The sequence below is a fragment of the Acinetobacter sp. VT 511 genome (assembly GCF_001077515.1).
GTDB classification, from domain to species: Bacteria; Pseudomonadota; Gammaproteobacteria; order Pseudomonadales; family Moraxellaceae; genus Acinetobacter; species Acinetobacter schindleri.
The window spans coordinates 124,669-141,408 of the sequence record NZ_LFRE01000057.1; the positions used below are offsets into that span (position 1 = coordinate 124,669).

14 protein-coding genes are annotated in these 16,740 nt (G+C 44.2%); 6 read left to right on the plus strand and 8 right to left on the minus strand.

All coding sequences use genetic code 11. The features are described from left to right. Positions 1-15: 15 nt before the first annotated feature. A complete protein-coding gene (locus tag ACS72_RS06220; RefSeq protein ID WP_048881579.1) occupies positions 16-3,336 on the minus strand; it encodes a LysM peptidoglycan-binding domain-containing protein in 3,321 nt (1,106 codons plus the stop codon). Between the two features lie 206 nt (positions 3,337-3,542). Here ACS72_RS06220 and dnaQ point away from each other — a divergent pair, with 206 nt between their 5' ends. The 3 genes from dnaQ (at position 3,543) to nudC (ending at position 7,493) form a co-directional block, all read left to right on the plus strand. Beyond that, positions 3,543-4,946 (plus strand): DNA polymerase III subunit epsilon, encoded by a 1,404-nt coding sequence (gene dnaQ, locus ACS72_RS06225; protein WP_048881580.1) that lies wholly within the window; start codon positions 3,543-3,545, stop codon positions 4,944-4,946. A 127-nt stretch (positions 4,947-5,073) separates the two neighbouring features. Beyond that, positions 5,074-6,717, plus strand: a complete 1,644-nt coding sequence (locus ACS72_RS06230) for a hypothetical protein (RefSeq protein ID WP_004810691.1) — start codon at positions 5,074-5,076, stop codon at positions 6,715-6,717. Further along, the gene (gene nudC, locus ACS72_RS06235; protein ID WP_008306319.1) at positions 6,717-7,493 is read left to right on the plus strand and encodes an NAD(+) diphosphatase; all 777 of its coding nucleotides are present in this window, start codon (positions 6,717-6,719) and stop codon (positions 7,491-7,493) included. The genes ACS72_RS06230 and nudC overlap by 1 nt, the downstream gene beginning before the upstream one ends. A 61-nt stretch (positions 7,494-7,554) precedes the next feature. Here the strand turns inward: nudC and ACS72_RS06240 are convergent, their stop codons facing one another. From ACS72_RS06240 to ACS72_RS06255, 4 genes are all read right to left on the minus strand, one after another. Continuing rightward, positions 7,555-8,436, minus strand: a complete 882-nt coding sequence (locus ACS72_RS06240) for an alpha/beta hydrolase (RefSeq protein ID WP_004810694.1) — start codon at positions 8,434-8,436, stop codon at positions 7,555-7,557. Then, positions 8,426-9,109 carry a BON domain-containing protein gene (locus ACS72_RS06245; RefSeq protein ID WP_048881581.1) on the minus strand — a complete coding sequence of 228 codons (684 nt, stop codon included), beginning with the start codon at positions 9,107-9,109 and terminating at the stop codon, positions 8,426-8,428. Before ACS72_RS06245 ends, ACS72_RS06240 begins: the two co-directional genes overlap by 11 nt. Before the next feature lie 139 nt (positions 9,110-9,248). After that, entirely contained in the window at positions 9,249-9,668 is a 420-nt protein-coding gene (locus ACS72_RS06250) for a YraN family protein (protein WP_048881582.1), read from the minus strand. A gap of 5 nt (positions 9,669-9,673) precedes the next feature. Beyond that, the gene (locus tag ACS72_RS06255; RefSeq protein WP_048881583.1) at positions 9,674-10,633 is read right to left on the minus strand and encodes a penicillin-binding protein activator; all 960 of its coding nucleotides are present in this window, start codon (positions 10,631-10,633) and stop codon (positions 9,674-9,676) included. Positions 10,634-10,643: 10 nt separating this feature from the next. Between ACS72_RS06255 and rsmI the strand changes: the two genes are divergently transcribed. Then, the gene (rsmI, locus tag ACS72_RS06260; RefSeq protein ID WP_004810701.1) at positions 10,644-11,486 is read left to right on the plus strand and encodes a 16S rRNA (cytidine(1402)-2'-O)-methyltransferase; all 843 of its coding nucleotides are present in this window, start codon (positions 10,644-10,646) and stop codon (positions 11,484-11,486) included. Between the two features lie 82 nt (positions 11,487-11,568). Here the strand turns inward: rsmI and ACS72_RS06265 are convergent, their stop codons facing one another. From ACS72_RS06265 to ubiH, 3 genes are all read right to left on the minus strand, one after another. Beyond that, positions 11,569-11,817 carry a hypothetical protein gene (locus tag ACS72_RS06265; protein WP_004810703.1) on the minus strand — a complete coding sequence of 83 codons (249 nt, stop codon included), beginning with the start codon at positions 11,815-11,817 and terminating at the stop codon, positions 11,569-11,571. A 174-nt stretch (positions 11,818-11,991) separates the two neighbouring features. Continuing rightward, positions 11,992-13,233: an FAD-dependent monooxygenase gene (locus ACS72_RS06270; RefSeq protein ID WP_048881584.1), complete on the minus strand. Its 1,242-nt coding sequence runs from the start codon at positions 13,231-13,233 to the stop codon at positions 11,992-11,994. Then, positions 13,230-14,438: a 2-octaprenyl-6-methoxyphenyl hydroxylase gene (gene ubiH / locus ACS72_RS06275; RefSeq protein ID WP_048881585.1), complete on the minus strand. Its 1,209-nt coding sequence runs from the start codon at positions 14,436-14,438 to the stop codon at positions 13,230-13,232. Before ubiH ends, ACS72_RS06270 begins: the two co-directional genes overlap by 4 nt. 1,119 nt (positions 14,439-15,557) lie before the next feature. Here ubiH and ACS72_RS17345 point away from each other — a divergent pair. Both ACS72_RS17345 and ACS72_RS18875 read left to right on the plus strand, forming a co-directional pair. Further along, a complete protein-coding gene (locus ACS72_RS17345) occupies positions 15,558-15,953 on the plus strand; it encodes a transposase family protein (protein ID WP_081405837.1) in 396 nt (131 codons plus the stop codon). Further along, positions 15,901-16,740 (plus strand): undecaprenyl-diphosphate phosphatase (locus tag ACS72_RS18875; protein WP_155858015.1); only part of this gene is annotated, 840 nt, incomplete at its 3' end. The genes ACS72_RS17345 and ACS72_RS18875, both read left to right, overlap by 53 nt.

Genomic DNA, 16,740 nt, shown 5'->3' on the forward strand with positions numbered 1-16,740 from the left:
TGTATCATTTCGGCTTTAGAGATTTGGAACCTTGATCACATCCCCAATACGCAGTTGAGTATTCGGTTTCAGGTCATTCATTTCTGCCAGTGTACTACTGTCCATGCCATAACGTGAGGCTAAACCGATCAGTGTGTCGCCACGCTTGATTTTATATTCCATAATACGTTTAGGGACTTGCAGACTTTGGCCCACACGCAAGCCTGCATTAGCACGCAGATTATTTAAACTGGCAAGTTCTGTGGTGGTAATTCCCAGACGACTGGCAATCGCGTTAAGTGATTCGCCTGACTTCACTGTATAGCTTTCTGTGGCCTTAGATGAAACAGTCGTGGTCACTGCTTTGATCTCATCTACCTTTTTAGTTTCTGGCAGCTCACCATCAATCTTCAGACGCTCTCCGACACGTAATGGACTCGATACAGACAAATCATTTAGCTCAGCCAGATATTTCAGTTGTAACTTGTACTCGCGTGCAATTGAACTGAGGGTTTCACCTGATTTCACTATGTGGGTGTCTGACTTCACACCTTTCACCGCCTGCTCAGTCACAGTTTCACGAGCTGCTTCTGCATCTCCGGTCAATTTCAGACGTTGTCCTACTCGCAGGCCAGCATTACGGGATAAACCGTTCAGATTCGCCAGATGATCCATGCTCAGGTTATATTTGGTCGCAATTCCTGTCAGGGTATCACCCGACTGCACAGTATAATTCTCTGGCATAGTGCTGCCCGCAGGAATCTTGATGGTTTGACCAATACGTAAACCGCTATTGGCAGCAAAGCCATTTAAGGCTGCCAGTTCAGCCACACTGAGTTTGGACTGATTGGCAATGCTATACAGCGTCTCACCACGTTTTACCTGATAGTTTTCAGTTGCAGTCTGGTCCACTTTAATATTTTCAAACTTCTGCTCAATTTTCTTGCCTGAGCTTGCAGATTCAGCTTCATTCACAGGTACGTTGATTTTTTGACCTGCCATCAGGTTGCTGCCTGAAGTCAAACCTGGCGTCAACGCAGCCAGTTCCGCATTCGAAAGTGCATAACGGTCTGCAATCAGTTTCAGATATTCGCCGCGCTGAACGGTATAAGGCTTAGTCTGAACTTTACTGCTTTCCGCTTTTTTGGTTTCTTCAACTTTCGCTTTAGAAGCAGCAGTTTCTTTTAAAGATAATTTTTGACCGACAAATAGACCGCTGGTCGTGCTCAAACCATTATAGTCAGCCAGCTGTTTTACCGTTAAACCAAACTGGCTGGCTACACCGGTGAGTGAATCATTGGCTTGTACCACATAGCTTTCTGGTTTTGCAGCAGGTTTTGATGCTTCTTGAACAGGTTTGGCATCATAAAGATAGATCGTGGTACCGACATATAAAGTGGCATTTGGATCAATCTGGTTCCATTTCGCCACATCCCGCCAGTTCACTCCATTTTTAGCAGCAATCAAAGCCAGGTTGTCACCCGGTAAAACCGTGTAGGTACTGCGCTTGCCTTTTGGTGCAACAACCACAACTTCCGAATCTGTTTTAACGTAATTCTTGCCTTGGTTCAATTTCGCTTCGACTGAATCTGCCTTGGTACTTTCCGCTACGCCTTTTGGATAAGAGAAACCTTTGGTTAGTTCTTTACCCTGCTGTTCTGCTACAGAAAGGCTGGTCTGAATCGCGGTCAGCTTAATCTTGCCATCATAAGGATCGACAATTTCGGTACCCGCAGGTGCCAGTGCTTTCAGTTCCTCCACCACTTCTGCCTGTTCTGCGGCTGTCGCCACCGGTTTCAGGATTTCATCTACAGACTTTGGAATTTCCTCTGCCACAACCGCCGCCTGAATCTGTTCACGTTCCTTTGCAGAAATTGGCGGTTCAACCTGAATCGGTTGCACAGGTGTTACCGGCGTCACTGCAACTGGAATACGCGGTGCACTTGGAATAGGTAATTCACTCTTCGCAGCAAAATCAGCCAAAGCTGAAGAACCTCTTGGTGTGCTGACCCTGGTCTTGCTTTGGGCAGTCAGGTTGGGTTTGGCTGTACTTGTAGCTGCTGGTGTTGCAGCGGCAGTAACAATCGCTGTGGTCGTTGCTGGGGACGTCGCTTTGCTTGCAGTAGTGGTTACAGGCGTTGCAGGTTTAATAGTTGTCGTGGTTGAGGCCGTGATTGCAGGCGGTGTCTGTTTAGCTGGCGTAATTGTTTTGCTATTCAGCTCAGGTGGCGTGGTTTTTACTGGCGTAATCGTCTGATTATTCTTCGGTAAACTGCTGGTAGAGCTTGCCCATAAACCTGAAGAAGAGGATTGAAGCTTTTTCAGTTTTTCATCAATGGATGGACTCAGGTCAGCTGGAATCAGAATACGGCGCGGACTGTCCGGATCAATCCTGTCTCCACGATGCCCTGGGTTCAACTGATACAATTCAGCCCGACTTAAACCGGTAATCGCAGCAATTTCATTCAGGCTGGCTGCCCCAACACTGACTTCACGAAAGTGCGGACGGTTGGCAATAGGCGGCAGACTCACGCCATATTTGGCTGGACTTTTTACAATCTGTGCTACTGCCATGAAACGAGGAACATAGTTCATGGTTTCCTGCGGCAACTTCAGTGACCAGTAATCAGTTGGTAAACCAGCAGCCTTATTACGGTTAATCGCCTGCTGAATACGACCTGGACCGGCATTATAGGATGCTAAAGCCAGTTCCCATGAACCGAACTGATTATATAATGCACCTAAAAACTCATAAGCAGCGCGAGTCGACTCTACCACATCACGACGGCCGTCATACATCGAGGTCTGTTTTAAACCATAAATACGGCCGGTACTTGGAATAAACTGCCACAGACCCGCTGCAGCTGCACTACTGGTTGCTGCCGGATCGTATGAACTTTCAATCACTGGAAGCAATGCCAGCTCAGTCGGCATACCACGGCGTTCAGCTTCTTTTACTGTGTAATATAAATAACGTGAAGCACGCGCACTTAAACGCTCTAAATATGGCTGACGTGATGCGAACCAGCCACGCTGGGCATCAATACGCGGATTCCAGACATCCAGATTCATCTTGAAACCGACAGTCATGCGCTTCCACACATCACCGTGTTTCAGTACCAACAGTCGGTCTCCTTCTACCGCACGCATATCAGTCGCGGATAAAAGATCTTCCAGACTATCCAGACTGTCGGCGCCTAAATAATTCGAACTTGTTTGTTTATGCTTGGACCCTGCCGCGCTTTGTGTCGTCGAACAACCCGTTAAACCTAAGGATGCAAGCGCAGTGCCGAGAACTGAGACTTTTAAAAATGAAGGTAACGATGGCTGCCACATGAATGCGGTTGGTTTATACATAAAGAAATCCAAACAACTTGTATAAAATTTATTTTTTAGATATGCCATTTTAATTAAGCATGTCGACGACACAAGCTAATAATTTACCGCGATTTGACGTTAAATGTTACAAGAAATTAAAAAATCGCGGAGATATGGATTATTCAAACGTATTTGCGTTATACAATATCCCGCTCAGCTTGTTCTTTTTTGATCGGATTTGGTTTATGTCTCAAACAATCACACTGTATGTGGATGGCGCATGCCGCGGCAATGGTAAGGAAATCGCTGTAGGGGGTTGGGGTGCCTATATTCAGAACGGTTCAGATGAGCATAAAATTTATGGCGGCGAGCTTCAGACCACCAATAACCGTATGGAACTGATGGCTGCCATAGAAGGGATTTCTGTCTGTCCCAAAGATGCCAAACTGGTGATCTGGACCGATTCCAATTATGTCAAAAAAGGTATCACTGAATGGATCGAAGGCTGGAAACGTAAAAACTGGAAAGATGTCAAAAACCCTGACTTATGGAAACAGCTGGATGCAGTTTGCCAGGGCCGTCAGATTGACTGGCACTGGATCAAAGGACATGCTGGCCATGAGGGTAATGAAATGGCCGATCAGCTGGCTAATCTGGGTGCGGATCTCGCCTTAAAAAATGGCGAAAAATCCCGTCATGTTCCAGCAATTCATTTTACAGCAAGCACTGAGACAAAAATACAAGATATAAAAAAGCCTGAAAAAGACTGGTTACTGGATGACCCTTTTGGCCTGGAACTGGTTGAAGCTGAAGAAATGGATGAACTCATGGCAGATGTAACTGAAGTGACCATGGAAACTCACTTAAACAATCAGTCTGTCGCTGCTGAAAAAGCGCTAGTGGAGACTCAATTGCATCCGCAGATTGTGATTACTCCAGCCACATTAGATATATCTGGTCCTCGTCAGCTGATTCTCGATACAGAAACCACCGGTTTCTATTATCAGGATGGTGACCGGATTATCGAGATCGGCGCGATTGAAATGGTGAATCGTAAACTCACCGGCAGCTCGATTCATATTTATATCAATCCGAAAAAACCGGTAGGCGATTCAGTTAATGTCCACGGCATTACTGATGAGTTCCTGCAAGACAAGCCTTTATTTGAGGATATTTCTCAAGTTCTGTTCGATTACTTGAAAGGTGCAGAAATCATCGCGCATAACGCGACCTTCGATATGAACTTCCTGGATATGGAGTTCAAACGTGCTGGTTTTCAAACCCTATCAGAAGTCTGTGAAGTCACGGATACCCTGGCGATGGCCAAGTCACGCCATCCGGGCCAGAAAAACTCTCTTGATGCCCTGGTACGTCGTTATGAGATTCCGCAGCGTGACCGTACCTTCCACGGTGCATTACTCGATGCGGAGATTCTGTCCGATGTTTACCTGGCGATGACCGGTGGTCAGGTTTCTTTTGATATGGATGCCCTGTCACATAGTGAAGAACAAAATGCCAGTTCAGGCAGTGTGAAAATTGAAATTGATCTACCAGTAATTTTGCCATCTGATGAAGAATTGAGCGAACATGAGAACTGGGTCAAACAATATGAAGAAAAACATGGCGCGCCTTGCCTTTTCGCAAAATAAAATCCATTATTCAGTTAACAATTTATGTTAAAAAAAATAACAGTTCAGTTATAGTAAATACAAAGATGTCCTGCCAGTTGCAGCAGGCCTCAACTATTAGATAAAACTTCAGGAAAGGTGCAGATCAATGTCTTACCAAACCTCTATACATTTTGACCCTACGGCTTTACTGATAATAAAAAATGAGGTTGATAATTCGATCAAATTGGTTGAATCAGCAGTCAGCACACTGGTAGAAGATCAGACCTTGCCTTTTGGGATTGATGATGCGCTCAACCAGTTCGAACAGTGCGCACAAGTTCTTGCACTGATCGATATGCCAAGCCTGGCCAAAGTCGCTCAATATTCTGCTGAGCTTATGCGCAAGATCATGGGGAATCCTGCCAACGTAAACACGGCAGAAGTGATCGCCCTCAGTGAAGGGACGACCATGCTGAAGCGCTATATCGAGTTCATTTGCTTGCGTGAAGTCAAAATTCCACAATTTTTGCTGGATACTTTAAACCGGCTGGAACTTGCTCTGGGCAAGCCACTGACTACTGAAGGCCATCAGATTGAGTCCCTGCTCGACCTGATCACGCCTGATTTTGATCTGCCGCAAGCACCTGGACTGGAGAAGTCTGTTTATGTGCATCGCCTGTACAAGCTATCGCTGAATAAACTGCTTAAGCAGGAAGAAAGCGATCTGGACTTACAAGCGATCAAACTGGTGGGGACTTATCTGGCAGGTCTTTCTGAGCAGCACCCAAGCAAACAGTACTGGAATCTGGTCTATGTGGCGTTCAACCATATCGATGAGATCCTAATCAACGAGCCACGTTTACGCACCCTGATCAGTGTTGAGCGTAATATGGCACAGTATTTCAATGCCCCAGACCGTTTCAAGGCGAACATTGCTGACCTGGCGAATATACTGAGCTTATGTATCAGCCAGGAAGATGACATTGCTCATCATATCCGTAGCAAGCTGAATATCGGTGAAGATTCATTGACCGATACCCAATTACAGGTATTTAGCCGTCATTTATATGGTCCTGATTTTGAAACCATGCATACCATCAGTGATCTGGTCACTGCTGAAATGGCACAGATCCGTAATGACATCGAATACAACTATCACAACATGACCCCTGAAAAGACTCAGGAGTTACAGGTTCAGCTGAATAGCATGGCAAACATCTTTAAGGTTTTGAACCTGAATGAAGCTTCTAATGATCTTACTCGTCAGGCTGCTTCACTCAGTCAACCTGAAGTGTTGAAAGATGAAGGTTTTGCCCAGCAGCTCATGAATGTGATTTTGTCTGCTATGAACTCGATTGGGGTACTAGAACGTCATCACACCTCTAGCCGTTTACAGCTCCGTGTAAATAACATGAATATTTCACTGGATCGTCTGGATGAAGCACATGCTGCTTTACTGAGCGAGACCAAAGCCCTGATCGAACTTGCAAGCCATACCCTAATGAATTACTTGCAGGACCAGAACCTGCAAACATTAGAAAGCTTGCCAAACCAGATCCGTGAAATTGCGGGTGCAATGCTGTTCCTGAACGCTGAAAATGGTCAGGCTGCACTAAGCACAACAGCTGACTTTATCCAAAGCCGGATTGAATCTGCTACTGCACTCAGTGCCGATGACGTCAATCGCGTGCTTGATCCACTCGCCAGCGCGGATATGCTCATTGACAATTTAAAGAGCAAACAGCCTGTATTACAGTCAATGTTTAAGGTAGCATTGGACAGTAGTCAAAAACTGAAAACTGTAGCCTAATGTCTAAATTGTCACTTGCGTATATCTTTCAACAACAGCAACTTTTAGTCGATGAAAATCTCCAGCTTCCCCAAGTGGAAGCGCTAGCAAGTGACATACAGCTCGGTACGGGTGATCAGGTGATTGCCCGTGACCTCCTCCCTGATGAACCGATCCCCCCAGGTCTGCAACTCGTTCCGATCCGTCAGTTATTGCAATACTGGAATGTTCGCCAGTTTGAACAGGCCAGCCGCGCTGTACAGCTACTGGAATGGCGTCGCAATCATCGTTTCTGTAGTCATTGTGGTACACCGACCGAAGCCCACGCCGTAGAATATGCTATGGTCTGCCCCGCTTGCCACTACCGTCAATATCCACGCGTACAGCCCTGTGTGATTACCGTGATTACCCGTGGTAAAGATGAAATCTTGCTGGCTAAAAATGCCCGTAATAAAACCAGCCAGATGTATGGACTGATTGCCGGTTTTGTCGAAGTCGGTGAAACTTTGGAAGAAGCAGTCCGTCGTGAAACGGAAGAAGAAGTCGGAATTAAAGTCAAAAATATTCAATATCTGGCCAGCCAGCCTTGGCCCTTCCCAAGTAATCTGATGATTGCCTTTAAAGCAGAATACGCTTCTGGCGAGATCAAACTGCAGGAAGAAGAAATCAGTGATGCACAATTCTTTAAGCTGGATGCCCTGCCAGAAATTCCATTCAAAGGCAGCATTGCACATTCTATGATTATGCATATCACGCAAGGCACGCCCGTGGCTGATGATACTCAAGCCTGGTTGTAAGCCAATTTATAAACAAAAAGCCCGGTATTAAATCCGGGCTTTTTACATTCAATAGAATGAATTATTTAAATGCATCTTCTAGTGCCCACAGTACTCTAGACTTGGTTACAAAGAAGCGGCTAAACAGGCTGGAAAGTGATCCAACAATAGTAATGTGTCCGAGCTTTGGAATACTGATCACATGACTATGGTTACCATGTTGCTTTAATACCCGATCCAGATCATGACTATTGAAATGTCCCACGATATCGTCCTTTTCAGCAATAAACAGATAATGCTTCAAAGGCTGAGGTTGTACAAAGTACAGTGGCATCACCTGCTGATAAGGCACTGCCTGATCAAAGGCATTAGCACAGATCGGATCATCCTTATAGTCAAAATGATAAGGCCCCGCTAAACCAATGATAGCGCGGATATTCGCCAGCCGCTCTGCTTTATGCGGCTGCGGATAGTACACCGCTGACATCACATTAAACGCACCGGCAGAATGTCCCATCAATACAATATTCTCTGATGAAATCTGCAGCTTTGCTGCCGCAGTGTGCAGATGATCCAAAAGCAGATGCAAGTCATCCACAGATTGCGGGAAGATATGTTCTGGCGCCAGATGGTAATTTGGAACCACCACGTCATAGCCTTCACGGGCAAAAGCCTCACCAATAAACTGATATTCTTTCTTATCCCCATGTAGCCAGGCACCACCATGGACAAAGACAATCAAGGGGCGATGTGCCAAAGGCTGTGCACTACGATACAGATCAAAACGCTGCCGCGCTTTAAGGCCATAGGCCAAATGCCGTTCAGCGCTATAACCTGCTTTGGGAGTAAAACGGTTCAGCGCATAGCTACCGAGATCATATAAGCGAAAATCCCGGTAGATTTGTCTTGCAACGTTCAGATGACTCGACAGCTTGGCTTTAAAAGAGTGCACCTTATTGTGCATAAGTTGGTTCAACTGTATCAGGATCAATCGCAACTGGAGTTTGCACCAAGGCACTTGATGAAGCTGTAGTCGCAAAGTTTTGGCTGGTTGAATTGCTGAGCGTTTCTACATTATCAATCAGGGTCACAATTTTAGTGACATTACCGACTTGTGCCAGCACCTGATTAAGATCAGCAATTTCAGCATTGTTTAGACGGCCCATCACATATAACACGCCATCTTCGGTATGCACATGTACCTTACTGTCTGCAACTACAGGCGCTTTCATGATCAGGCCACGGGTATTTGCCGTTGCTGCGGTATCCTGCATGATGGTGCCATAACTGATCTGGTTACCGATAGTAATAAAGTTATGTACGGCTTTCACATCACTCATGGCTTTGACATTGTCTTCAGCCAGTTGTTTCAGATGCGCATCTGGCACCTGACCAGTCAATAATACATGACCATGAAAACTCTCAATATTGACTCGCGACTGTTTGAATCGTGAATCAAGTTTATAAAGATTAATTTTTGCAGTACGCACAATTGAAGAATCGATAAAAACCTGTCCAAGGGTACGCGCCCCTTGATCCGTACCGACAGGAGCCGTGCCTGTACCACCTGAAATAAAGCTGGCACAGCCCGATAAACTTGCGACCCATAACATTGTTATTACAATACGTTTAACCACTCAGCAAGACTCCTTATTGTTTAATACGTCTTTGTTCAATTTAATAAATTCTGTCGCGCAATCTTGATCAACTTTTATTTTCCTTGAACATTACCATAATCTCTGTACAGAAAACCGCACAAAGAAAAGCCTGTGTTGTTCAAAGATTAATAAACTCTTGATCAAAAGTAAAAGCATTTTCAATCCATTGCGAATCATAAAGGTAATTGCAAAAATCATGCTGTATGGTTTTTGCAAAATGTTGATTAAAATCAAAACAAATCACATCAAAACGACAGAAAAAATGCTGAAATTCTTCATGATTTTGCAGGAAATGAAGAGCAGTTTTCATCATTTTCCGCTGCTTGCTAAGGGAAATTGACTCGAGTGCATTGGCATAATCTGTACTTGCCCGTGCTTTTACTTCAACAAAAACCAGCTCTTGATTACGTTGCACGATTAAATCAATTTCACCATAACGGCTGTGATAATTGGCTTGGACCAACTGAAAGCCATGATGCTGCAACAAGGCAAGCGCTTGCTGTTCTGCCCATTTTCCCAATTGCTGACTGATACGCATAATAGTTAAATCAGCTTGACGCCCTTGCTGGTATATTCAAAGCAGGCGGGCATACGTCGCAGTCCCTCAGCATTGACCTGAATATGTCCGGTACGACCCTGGAATTGTAGCTGTTCGACTTTATAGTCACTTAAATACAGCTGACTGATCTGCCAGGCATCTCCACCAAAGGCGATTAACCGCTGATAGGACATCTGCACCGGCGCCTGCTGATAGGCATTCAATACATCTGGCCAGGCATGAGTATACAGTGCAGGTACGTCACAAAATTTAATACCTTTAGGCAAAGTTATATGCTGGTCAATCGCATTGGATACGGTATAAAGCCGTTTCTTCGGCAGGTTTCGCATTGCGGCCAACCACTCCGGATTGCCCATGAGTAATAAACCCTGTTTAGAGGACAAAGATTTTGGTGCAATATCGATAATATCCACTTGCAGATCCCCTACACTGAGCAAAGACATCAACATCAGTTCATGCTCGGTCTCACTTCCGGGCTGACGTAGTACCTGTAAATACTGAATTCGATCCTTCGTCAGTACCTTCTGTAAAGCAATTGCATCTTCACGTTTAGACAGACTGAACTGCCAGAGCTGAGGTGAACTGCTCATGCTGTCATTCAGACTCAGGGTTTTGACTTTGGGCTGGGCCTGAACCAGTGCTTCAATATCCTGACGTGCCAGTGGCCCCACGATGAGCTGCGTCTTTTTATTGACATGCTGTTTCAGTAGTTGTGACATTTTCTTCTGATCAGAATTCACCCATTTAATCGGCACTTTTTGCCCGGATGCCATATAGGCACTCATGAATCCCTGTTTGATATTCGATGCAGCTCGCGCCAAAGGTCCAGATTCGGGTAGAATGACCAGAATTTCCGCTTGCACGCTGCCGATGCAGCCCAATAAGCTCAAACCCAATATTTTTTTAATATTCTTCCGTTTTTTATAATTCTGTTTATTCCACATGGAGAAACCTATGAGTGCTCAGTTATTTGTTGTTGCGACTCCAATCGGGCACTTAGATGATATTAGTTATCGTGCAATTGAGGTGTTGAAGTCGGTGAGTCTTATTGCTGCTGAGGATACACGAACTTCTATGCAATTGCTCAAGCATTTTAATATTTCCACTCCACTGACAGCCTGCCACGACCATAATGAAAGCAACAAGATAGATCAGCTTATTCAACGTTTGCTCAATGGCGAAAACATGGCACTGATCAGTGATGCGGGTACACCATTGATTAGTGATCCAGGCTTTAAATTCGTGCGTGCTGCACAGGAACACAATATTCGTGTGATACCTGTACCGGGTGCCTGTGCTGCAATTGCTGCATTAAGCGCAGTAGGTTTACCGAGTGACCGTTTCAGCTTTGAAGGCTTCCTGCCATCAAAACAAAGCCAGCGTCTGCTCAATTTGGAAAAACTCAAAGATGAAACCCAGACCATGATTTTCTATGAGGCACCGCACCGGATTCTGGAATGTGTGAAAGATATGGCGAATGTGTTTGGTGCTGATCGTCCGGTTGGCTTTGCCCGTGAAATTACCAAAACGTTTGAAACTATCCGAAAGATGACCTTGGGTGAATTGATTGAGTTTATTGCCAAGGACGCTAACCAGCAAAAAGGTGAAATCGTACTGGTAGTGGGTGGAGCGACTGTCGAAAAAGATATGGATCAGGAAAAACTCGACAAACTGTTACTCCGTTTATTACAAGATCTTTCCGTGAAAGCCGCTTCCCAGCTGGCAGCCGACCTAACCGGTATCAAAAAGAAAGTGGCTTACCAACGTGCACTTGAGTTGACGGGTGCCAATGACTAAATAGCTTTTTCCAAAGAAAGATAGGCAGAAAAAAACACCACTGTAATCTGTGGTGTTTTTTTATATTCAGGAGGTAGACGACTTATTCGCGTACTGAATCGTCTGCCGGCACTTCAGTAATTCGACCACCGCGAGCCAGGAACGCGGCCACCTCATCTTCAAGTGCCTGACGCTTTTTTAGCTTCGCTGTCACAGTCAATGTTTCAGCTTCCAGAACGTCTGTATCACTAACAACTTCATCACCTTCAGCAGCGCCTTTCTCTGCTGCTTTCGCTTCATCATCATCAACGACAGCATCTTCTGCTTCATCATATTCATTCATATCTGTCATATTCATGTCCCCCACAAATGACCATCACATGTGCATTTAAACTAGGTTGTAAATTACCTGAAATTTAGCAATCTCTTTGTGTTTCGCCTAGTGCCAAATATTAAAAAATCGTATCTTTTTTAAACAAATTCGTTTCTTTTTACATATGATTGTTTAAAAAATAACAATTCTAGATCAGACGGCGTAGCGGGTATCTTTGAGCAGTCCCAAGCCATTGGCCTGCGCCATAAAAGCATCTTTTAATACAGGCAGCTGTTCAACCTGTTTCAGGCCCAAATTACGTGCCCAAACCACAGGGAAAAGTTGAGTGGTTTCCATCCAGCCAATCGCAGACATGCTGTGCATCATGGCATCATTTTGCCCCTTACGCAGATGTTCATAGCGCTGTAAGGTTTGCTCATGTGCCCAGACGCCACGCGTTTTATCATGCAGTAACACATCACATAACACTGCCGCATCCAGACAGCCAATATTGACACCTTGTCCCGCGAGTGGATGAATCACATGGGCAGCATCACCGATCAGGGCCAGTCCATCTTGCACATATTGCTGAGCCGCACGTGCTTTAAGCGGGAAAGTTGCGCGTGGGCTTGCTTCGAGCACTTCACCAAGCATGTGATGACTTTCTCGGGTCAGTAATTGGATAAATTCCTGATCTGACAAGGCTGCATATTCTTCAGCATAATCATCCGGCAAAGTCCAGACAATCGATTGCCAATGTCCCTGCTCTTCCAGATTAAGGCTGGCCATCGGTAAGTAAGCCAATGGACCAGTTTCCAGGAAAATCTGGCGTGCAACATGCTGATGGGGTTGTGCGGTCTTAATGGCACAGCTGATACCGGCCTGTTTATAGTCCAGGACATCAATGTCAATAAAGGCCTGTTCACGGACAAAGGAATTGGCACCATCTGCACCGATCAGCAATCTGGTTTTGAGCTGGGTACCATCGGCAAGGTGTACAATCCAGACTCCTACCCCGCGTTCTACCCGGCTAACTTTGACCTGTGTGCGGTAATCTTTCAGTTCTTGCAGCATTTTTTGCTGAATGGCCAGGTTCAGAATACTTGGCTCAACCATAGAACCAAGCGCCTGCTCGACTTTTGGTGTTTTCTTGGAAGGCTGACCAAAATTGATTTCACCATAACCATTTTTATTCCAGACCTGCATACCTGTATATGGCTGCTGACGTGCAAGTTTTTCCCAAACCCCTACTGTTTTTAGCAAATGAATAGTGGCCTGGCTGAGTGCCAATACGCGTGGATTGGCAACACTTAGTGTCTTTTCAGTATCTAAAATCGGTGCAGCATCCAGCACGGTGGTCTGTACGCCATATTGAGCAAGTAATAATGCCGTTAAGCCACCAACCAGCCCGCCACCTACAATGACAGCATCTAATACCTGAGTTTGTTCTGTCATGCTTTGAGTCCCATTGCATAGTTGGCTACAAGTGGCTTGATGCCTGGAATATTTTCAAAAGCCACCAGGCCGGTATTACGGATCAGTTTCAGGAATGGATTCTGGTTGCTAAAACCACGTACGACTGAATCACAGAACTTGATCACACGTTGCTGATCTTTCAAGCGTGATTTTTCATAATCTTGCAGCATTTGAGCATCGCCCAGATCAGCCCCCTGTTCCAGCTGTTCTGCCAGATAACGGTTCAGTACATAAGCGTCACGCATACACAAGTTAAAGCCTTGGCCTGCAACTGGATGGATCGTATGCGCTGCATTCCCCATTAACACCACACGACCAACCGCCTGCTTTTCTGCCAGGACTTGCGATAATGGGAAACTGAAACGCTTACCAGTTTTTTGGAATTTTCCGGCACGATCACCATAAGTCTGTTGTAAAGCATGCAGGAAGTGCTGATCATTTTCATCACCCAGCCATTCATGCTCGGTACCTTTAGGAACTGGCCATACCACGGAACGACGGTATTCGCCTGGCAGAGGTAGCAAAGCCAAAGGTCCTAAAGGACTAAAACGTTCAAAACCGACATGTTGATGCGGTTTTGATGTTTGTACGGTTGTGACAATCGCAACCTGATCATAGTCGTGTACCGATGCGCCAATACCCAGTGCCTTACGACAGAAAGAATCGCGACCATCCGCAGCAATTACCAGTTTGGATTGCAGTTTTAAAGCAGTTTCGCCACGCTGTGCTTCAATATAAGCAAAGTCTTTATCCTGGATGAGAGAAGTCACCTGCACGCCATCGATCAGTTCAATGAGTGGCTCTTTTTTGACTTGTGTCAGCAATACGCGACCGAGCCAGGCATTTTCAATCACCTGACCAAAGCTTTCGACTTTTTCCTGTTCAGCGATCAGACGTGCCTTACCAAAGCTGCCCTGTTCGGTAATATTCACTTCCAGAATCGGCGTGGCATGTTCCTGTAAAGCATCCCACAGACCCAGCTCCTGATAAATCTGTACACTACGGCGTGATAAAGCGCTGTTACGGGCATCAAAACTGGAGTGATAGGGAGCAAGATTGATATCATCATAATCTGGGTATTGGATTGCTTCTAACAGTTTGACCGCAATCCCGGTTTTCGCCAGCATCAGTGCGAGGCTTAAACCCACCATCCCACCACCGACAATGATGACTTCTTGTTGCATGCTTTGATCCTTATCTGGGTATCTATAAAATCTAGATACGTCTAATCATGTTGGATTTAATCTTACCTCAAAGATTTTTATTTTTATAATGAATTAGTCGTTTAGCTGTAATTGATATTGCTTTGTTAATCGCTTAAATCTTTAGAGAAATAAAATTTGGCACAGATCTGTGTTTTTTTATAAATAAACCTTAACTAGTCCATCCAAGAATAAAGCTTAAAGAGAAAAACAATGCAAATAAAGAAATGCTTTATCTTAGCCGGCTGCCTTGTCTCACTTACAGACTGTTCATCAAAAGAACAAGCTCATCTCCCTGAGGAAGGAGAAGTTGTCACTTGGAATAGAATCCTGAATTGATTGTAAAAACACAGCTTGGTCCACATCGAGAGCATTATTTAGGACCGTTTCCAATTGATGACATCCCTGAAAATATCAACCGATTATACAGGAAGAAGCCAATCAATTGCCGATATCAGACTCTAATCGTCAATTAGAATTTTACTTGATATTGCATAGAACAAATGTTCAAGCGACAGATAGTTATCTGCTAGAGCATAAAGATCAAATTAGAGTAAGAATAGAAAGATTATCTTAGGATTTCAGAAAAAGTTATTTTAATACTGAAAAAGTATTTATTAGCAATTTAGCTTTAAAATATGTCAAGCTTCATTCAAAGTTTAAAAAATATGGTCTTGATTATTATATTAGAATTTTCTCTGATTGTTTTTTATTTTTCTTCGGACCTAAAAAAATGGCAGAGTTTTCTTATATAAAAAGAGAAAGTGACAAATTAATTCATGTAATTCAAAAAAATATTTGTAAATATAATAAACAGAGAAAATATAACTTAAGCGGAAAATTTATTTAAATAATTTGGATATATGGTAAGGAATTCATGAAGAATTATGGCGATTATTAGAAATATAGAACATCATAGCTCTAATCTACAATAATTAAGTTTAAATATGAAAATTAATTTAACTCTATTAACTTGAAAGCACTTAACATAAATTAGTCGATTATCATTTATAATAGATCTCTTTCATAAATCAAAAAACGATCTTCTTTTTGGTTAATATTTGCACTCCGGATTTCTTGGCATTCGTGCATAATCTGCGGATGAAATACATCGATTCAAACAAGCTTTCTGATCCTCAGTTCAAGCGATACACAGGCATCTCATGGTCAACTTTCTATTTGATGGTTGAGCAATTGCAGAAGCATGTCTCTGCCAAATGCAGACCGCCCAAGTTAAGCCTGGAGGATCAGGTTCTGCTCTGTCTGAGCTATTGGCGGGAATACCGAACCTTATTTCACGTTGCGACGAGTTACGGGGTTTCAGAGCCCACAGCCTCAAGAATTATCCGTCATGTTGAAGACTGCCTGATTCGGTCCAATCTGTTTAATTTACCCAAAGATTTACCCAAGGGCGAAGGCATCGACTGGAATGTTGTGATCGTGGATGCCACGGAAATTCCAATCCAAAGGCCTAAAAAAACAGAAGAAAAGTTATAGCGGCAAGAAAAAGACCCATACCTTTAAAGTACAGGCCATGATTCACTACAAAACTCAGCAAATTCTGAGTTTATGTACCAGTCGCGGTGCAGTGCATGATTTCGAGTTGTTCAAACGCAATTTAAACCAGATTCCTTTTGGGGCTTTTATCCTTGCAGATAAAGGCTATCAGGGGATTTATACTTTGTATCCGAATAGCCTGTTGCCATTAAAAGCCAAAAGACACTGTAAATTGGATCCTGAATTGAAAATCTATAATCAAGAAATCAATAAAAGAAGAATCGGAATTGAGCATGTATTTGGCAGCCTGAAAACCTTACTTGGTCCGGAAACCGTGCTGTACAGCCTCGTTATAGGTGGTATATTGATGATCGTAGCCGAACGCTGGAGTCGGAAGAGTGGGCGGATTACTACCCATGATGTCGATGATATTTCCTACAAACAGGCATTCGCGGTGGGTATATTTCAGATCTTGGCATTGTGGCCAGGCTTCTCTCGTTCCGGGTCAACGATCTCAGGCGGTCTCTTTGCAGGGGTAAGCCGTGTAGCCGCTGCGGAGTTCACATTCCTCGTGTCTGTGCCAATTATGATTGGTGCTACGGGATATGACCTGTACAAAAGTATCGATCACCTGAACGGCAGTGATTTCCCAATCTTCGCGATTGGATTCATCGCTGCTTTCATCGTCGCCATGCTTGCAATCAAGACGTTCCTGTCCATTTTGAAAAAATTGAGCCTGACCGTCTTTGCTGTGTATCGCTTTGTCTTGGCAGCCGTGTTCTTTATT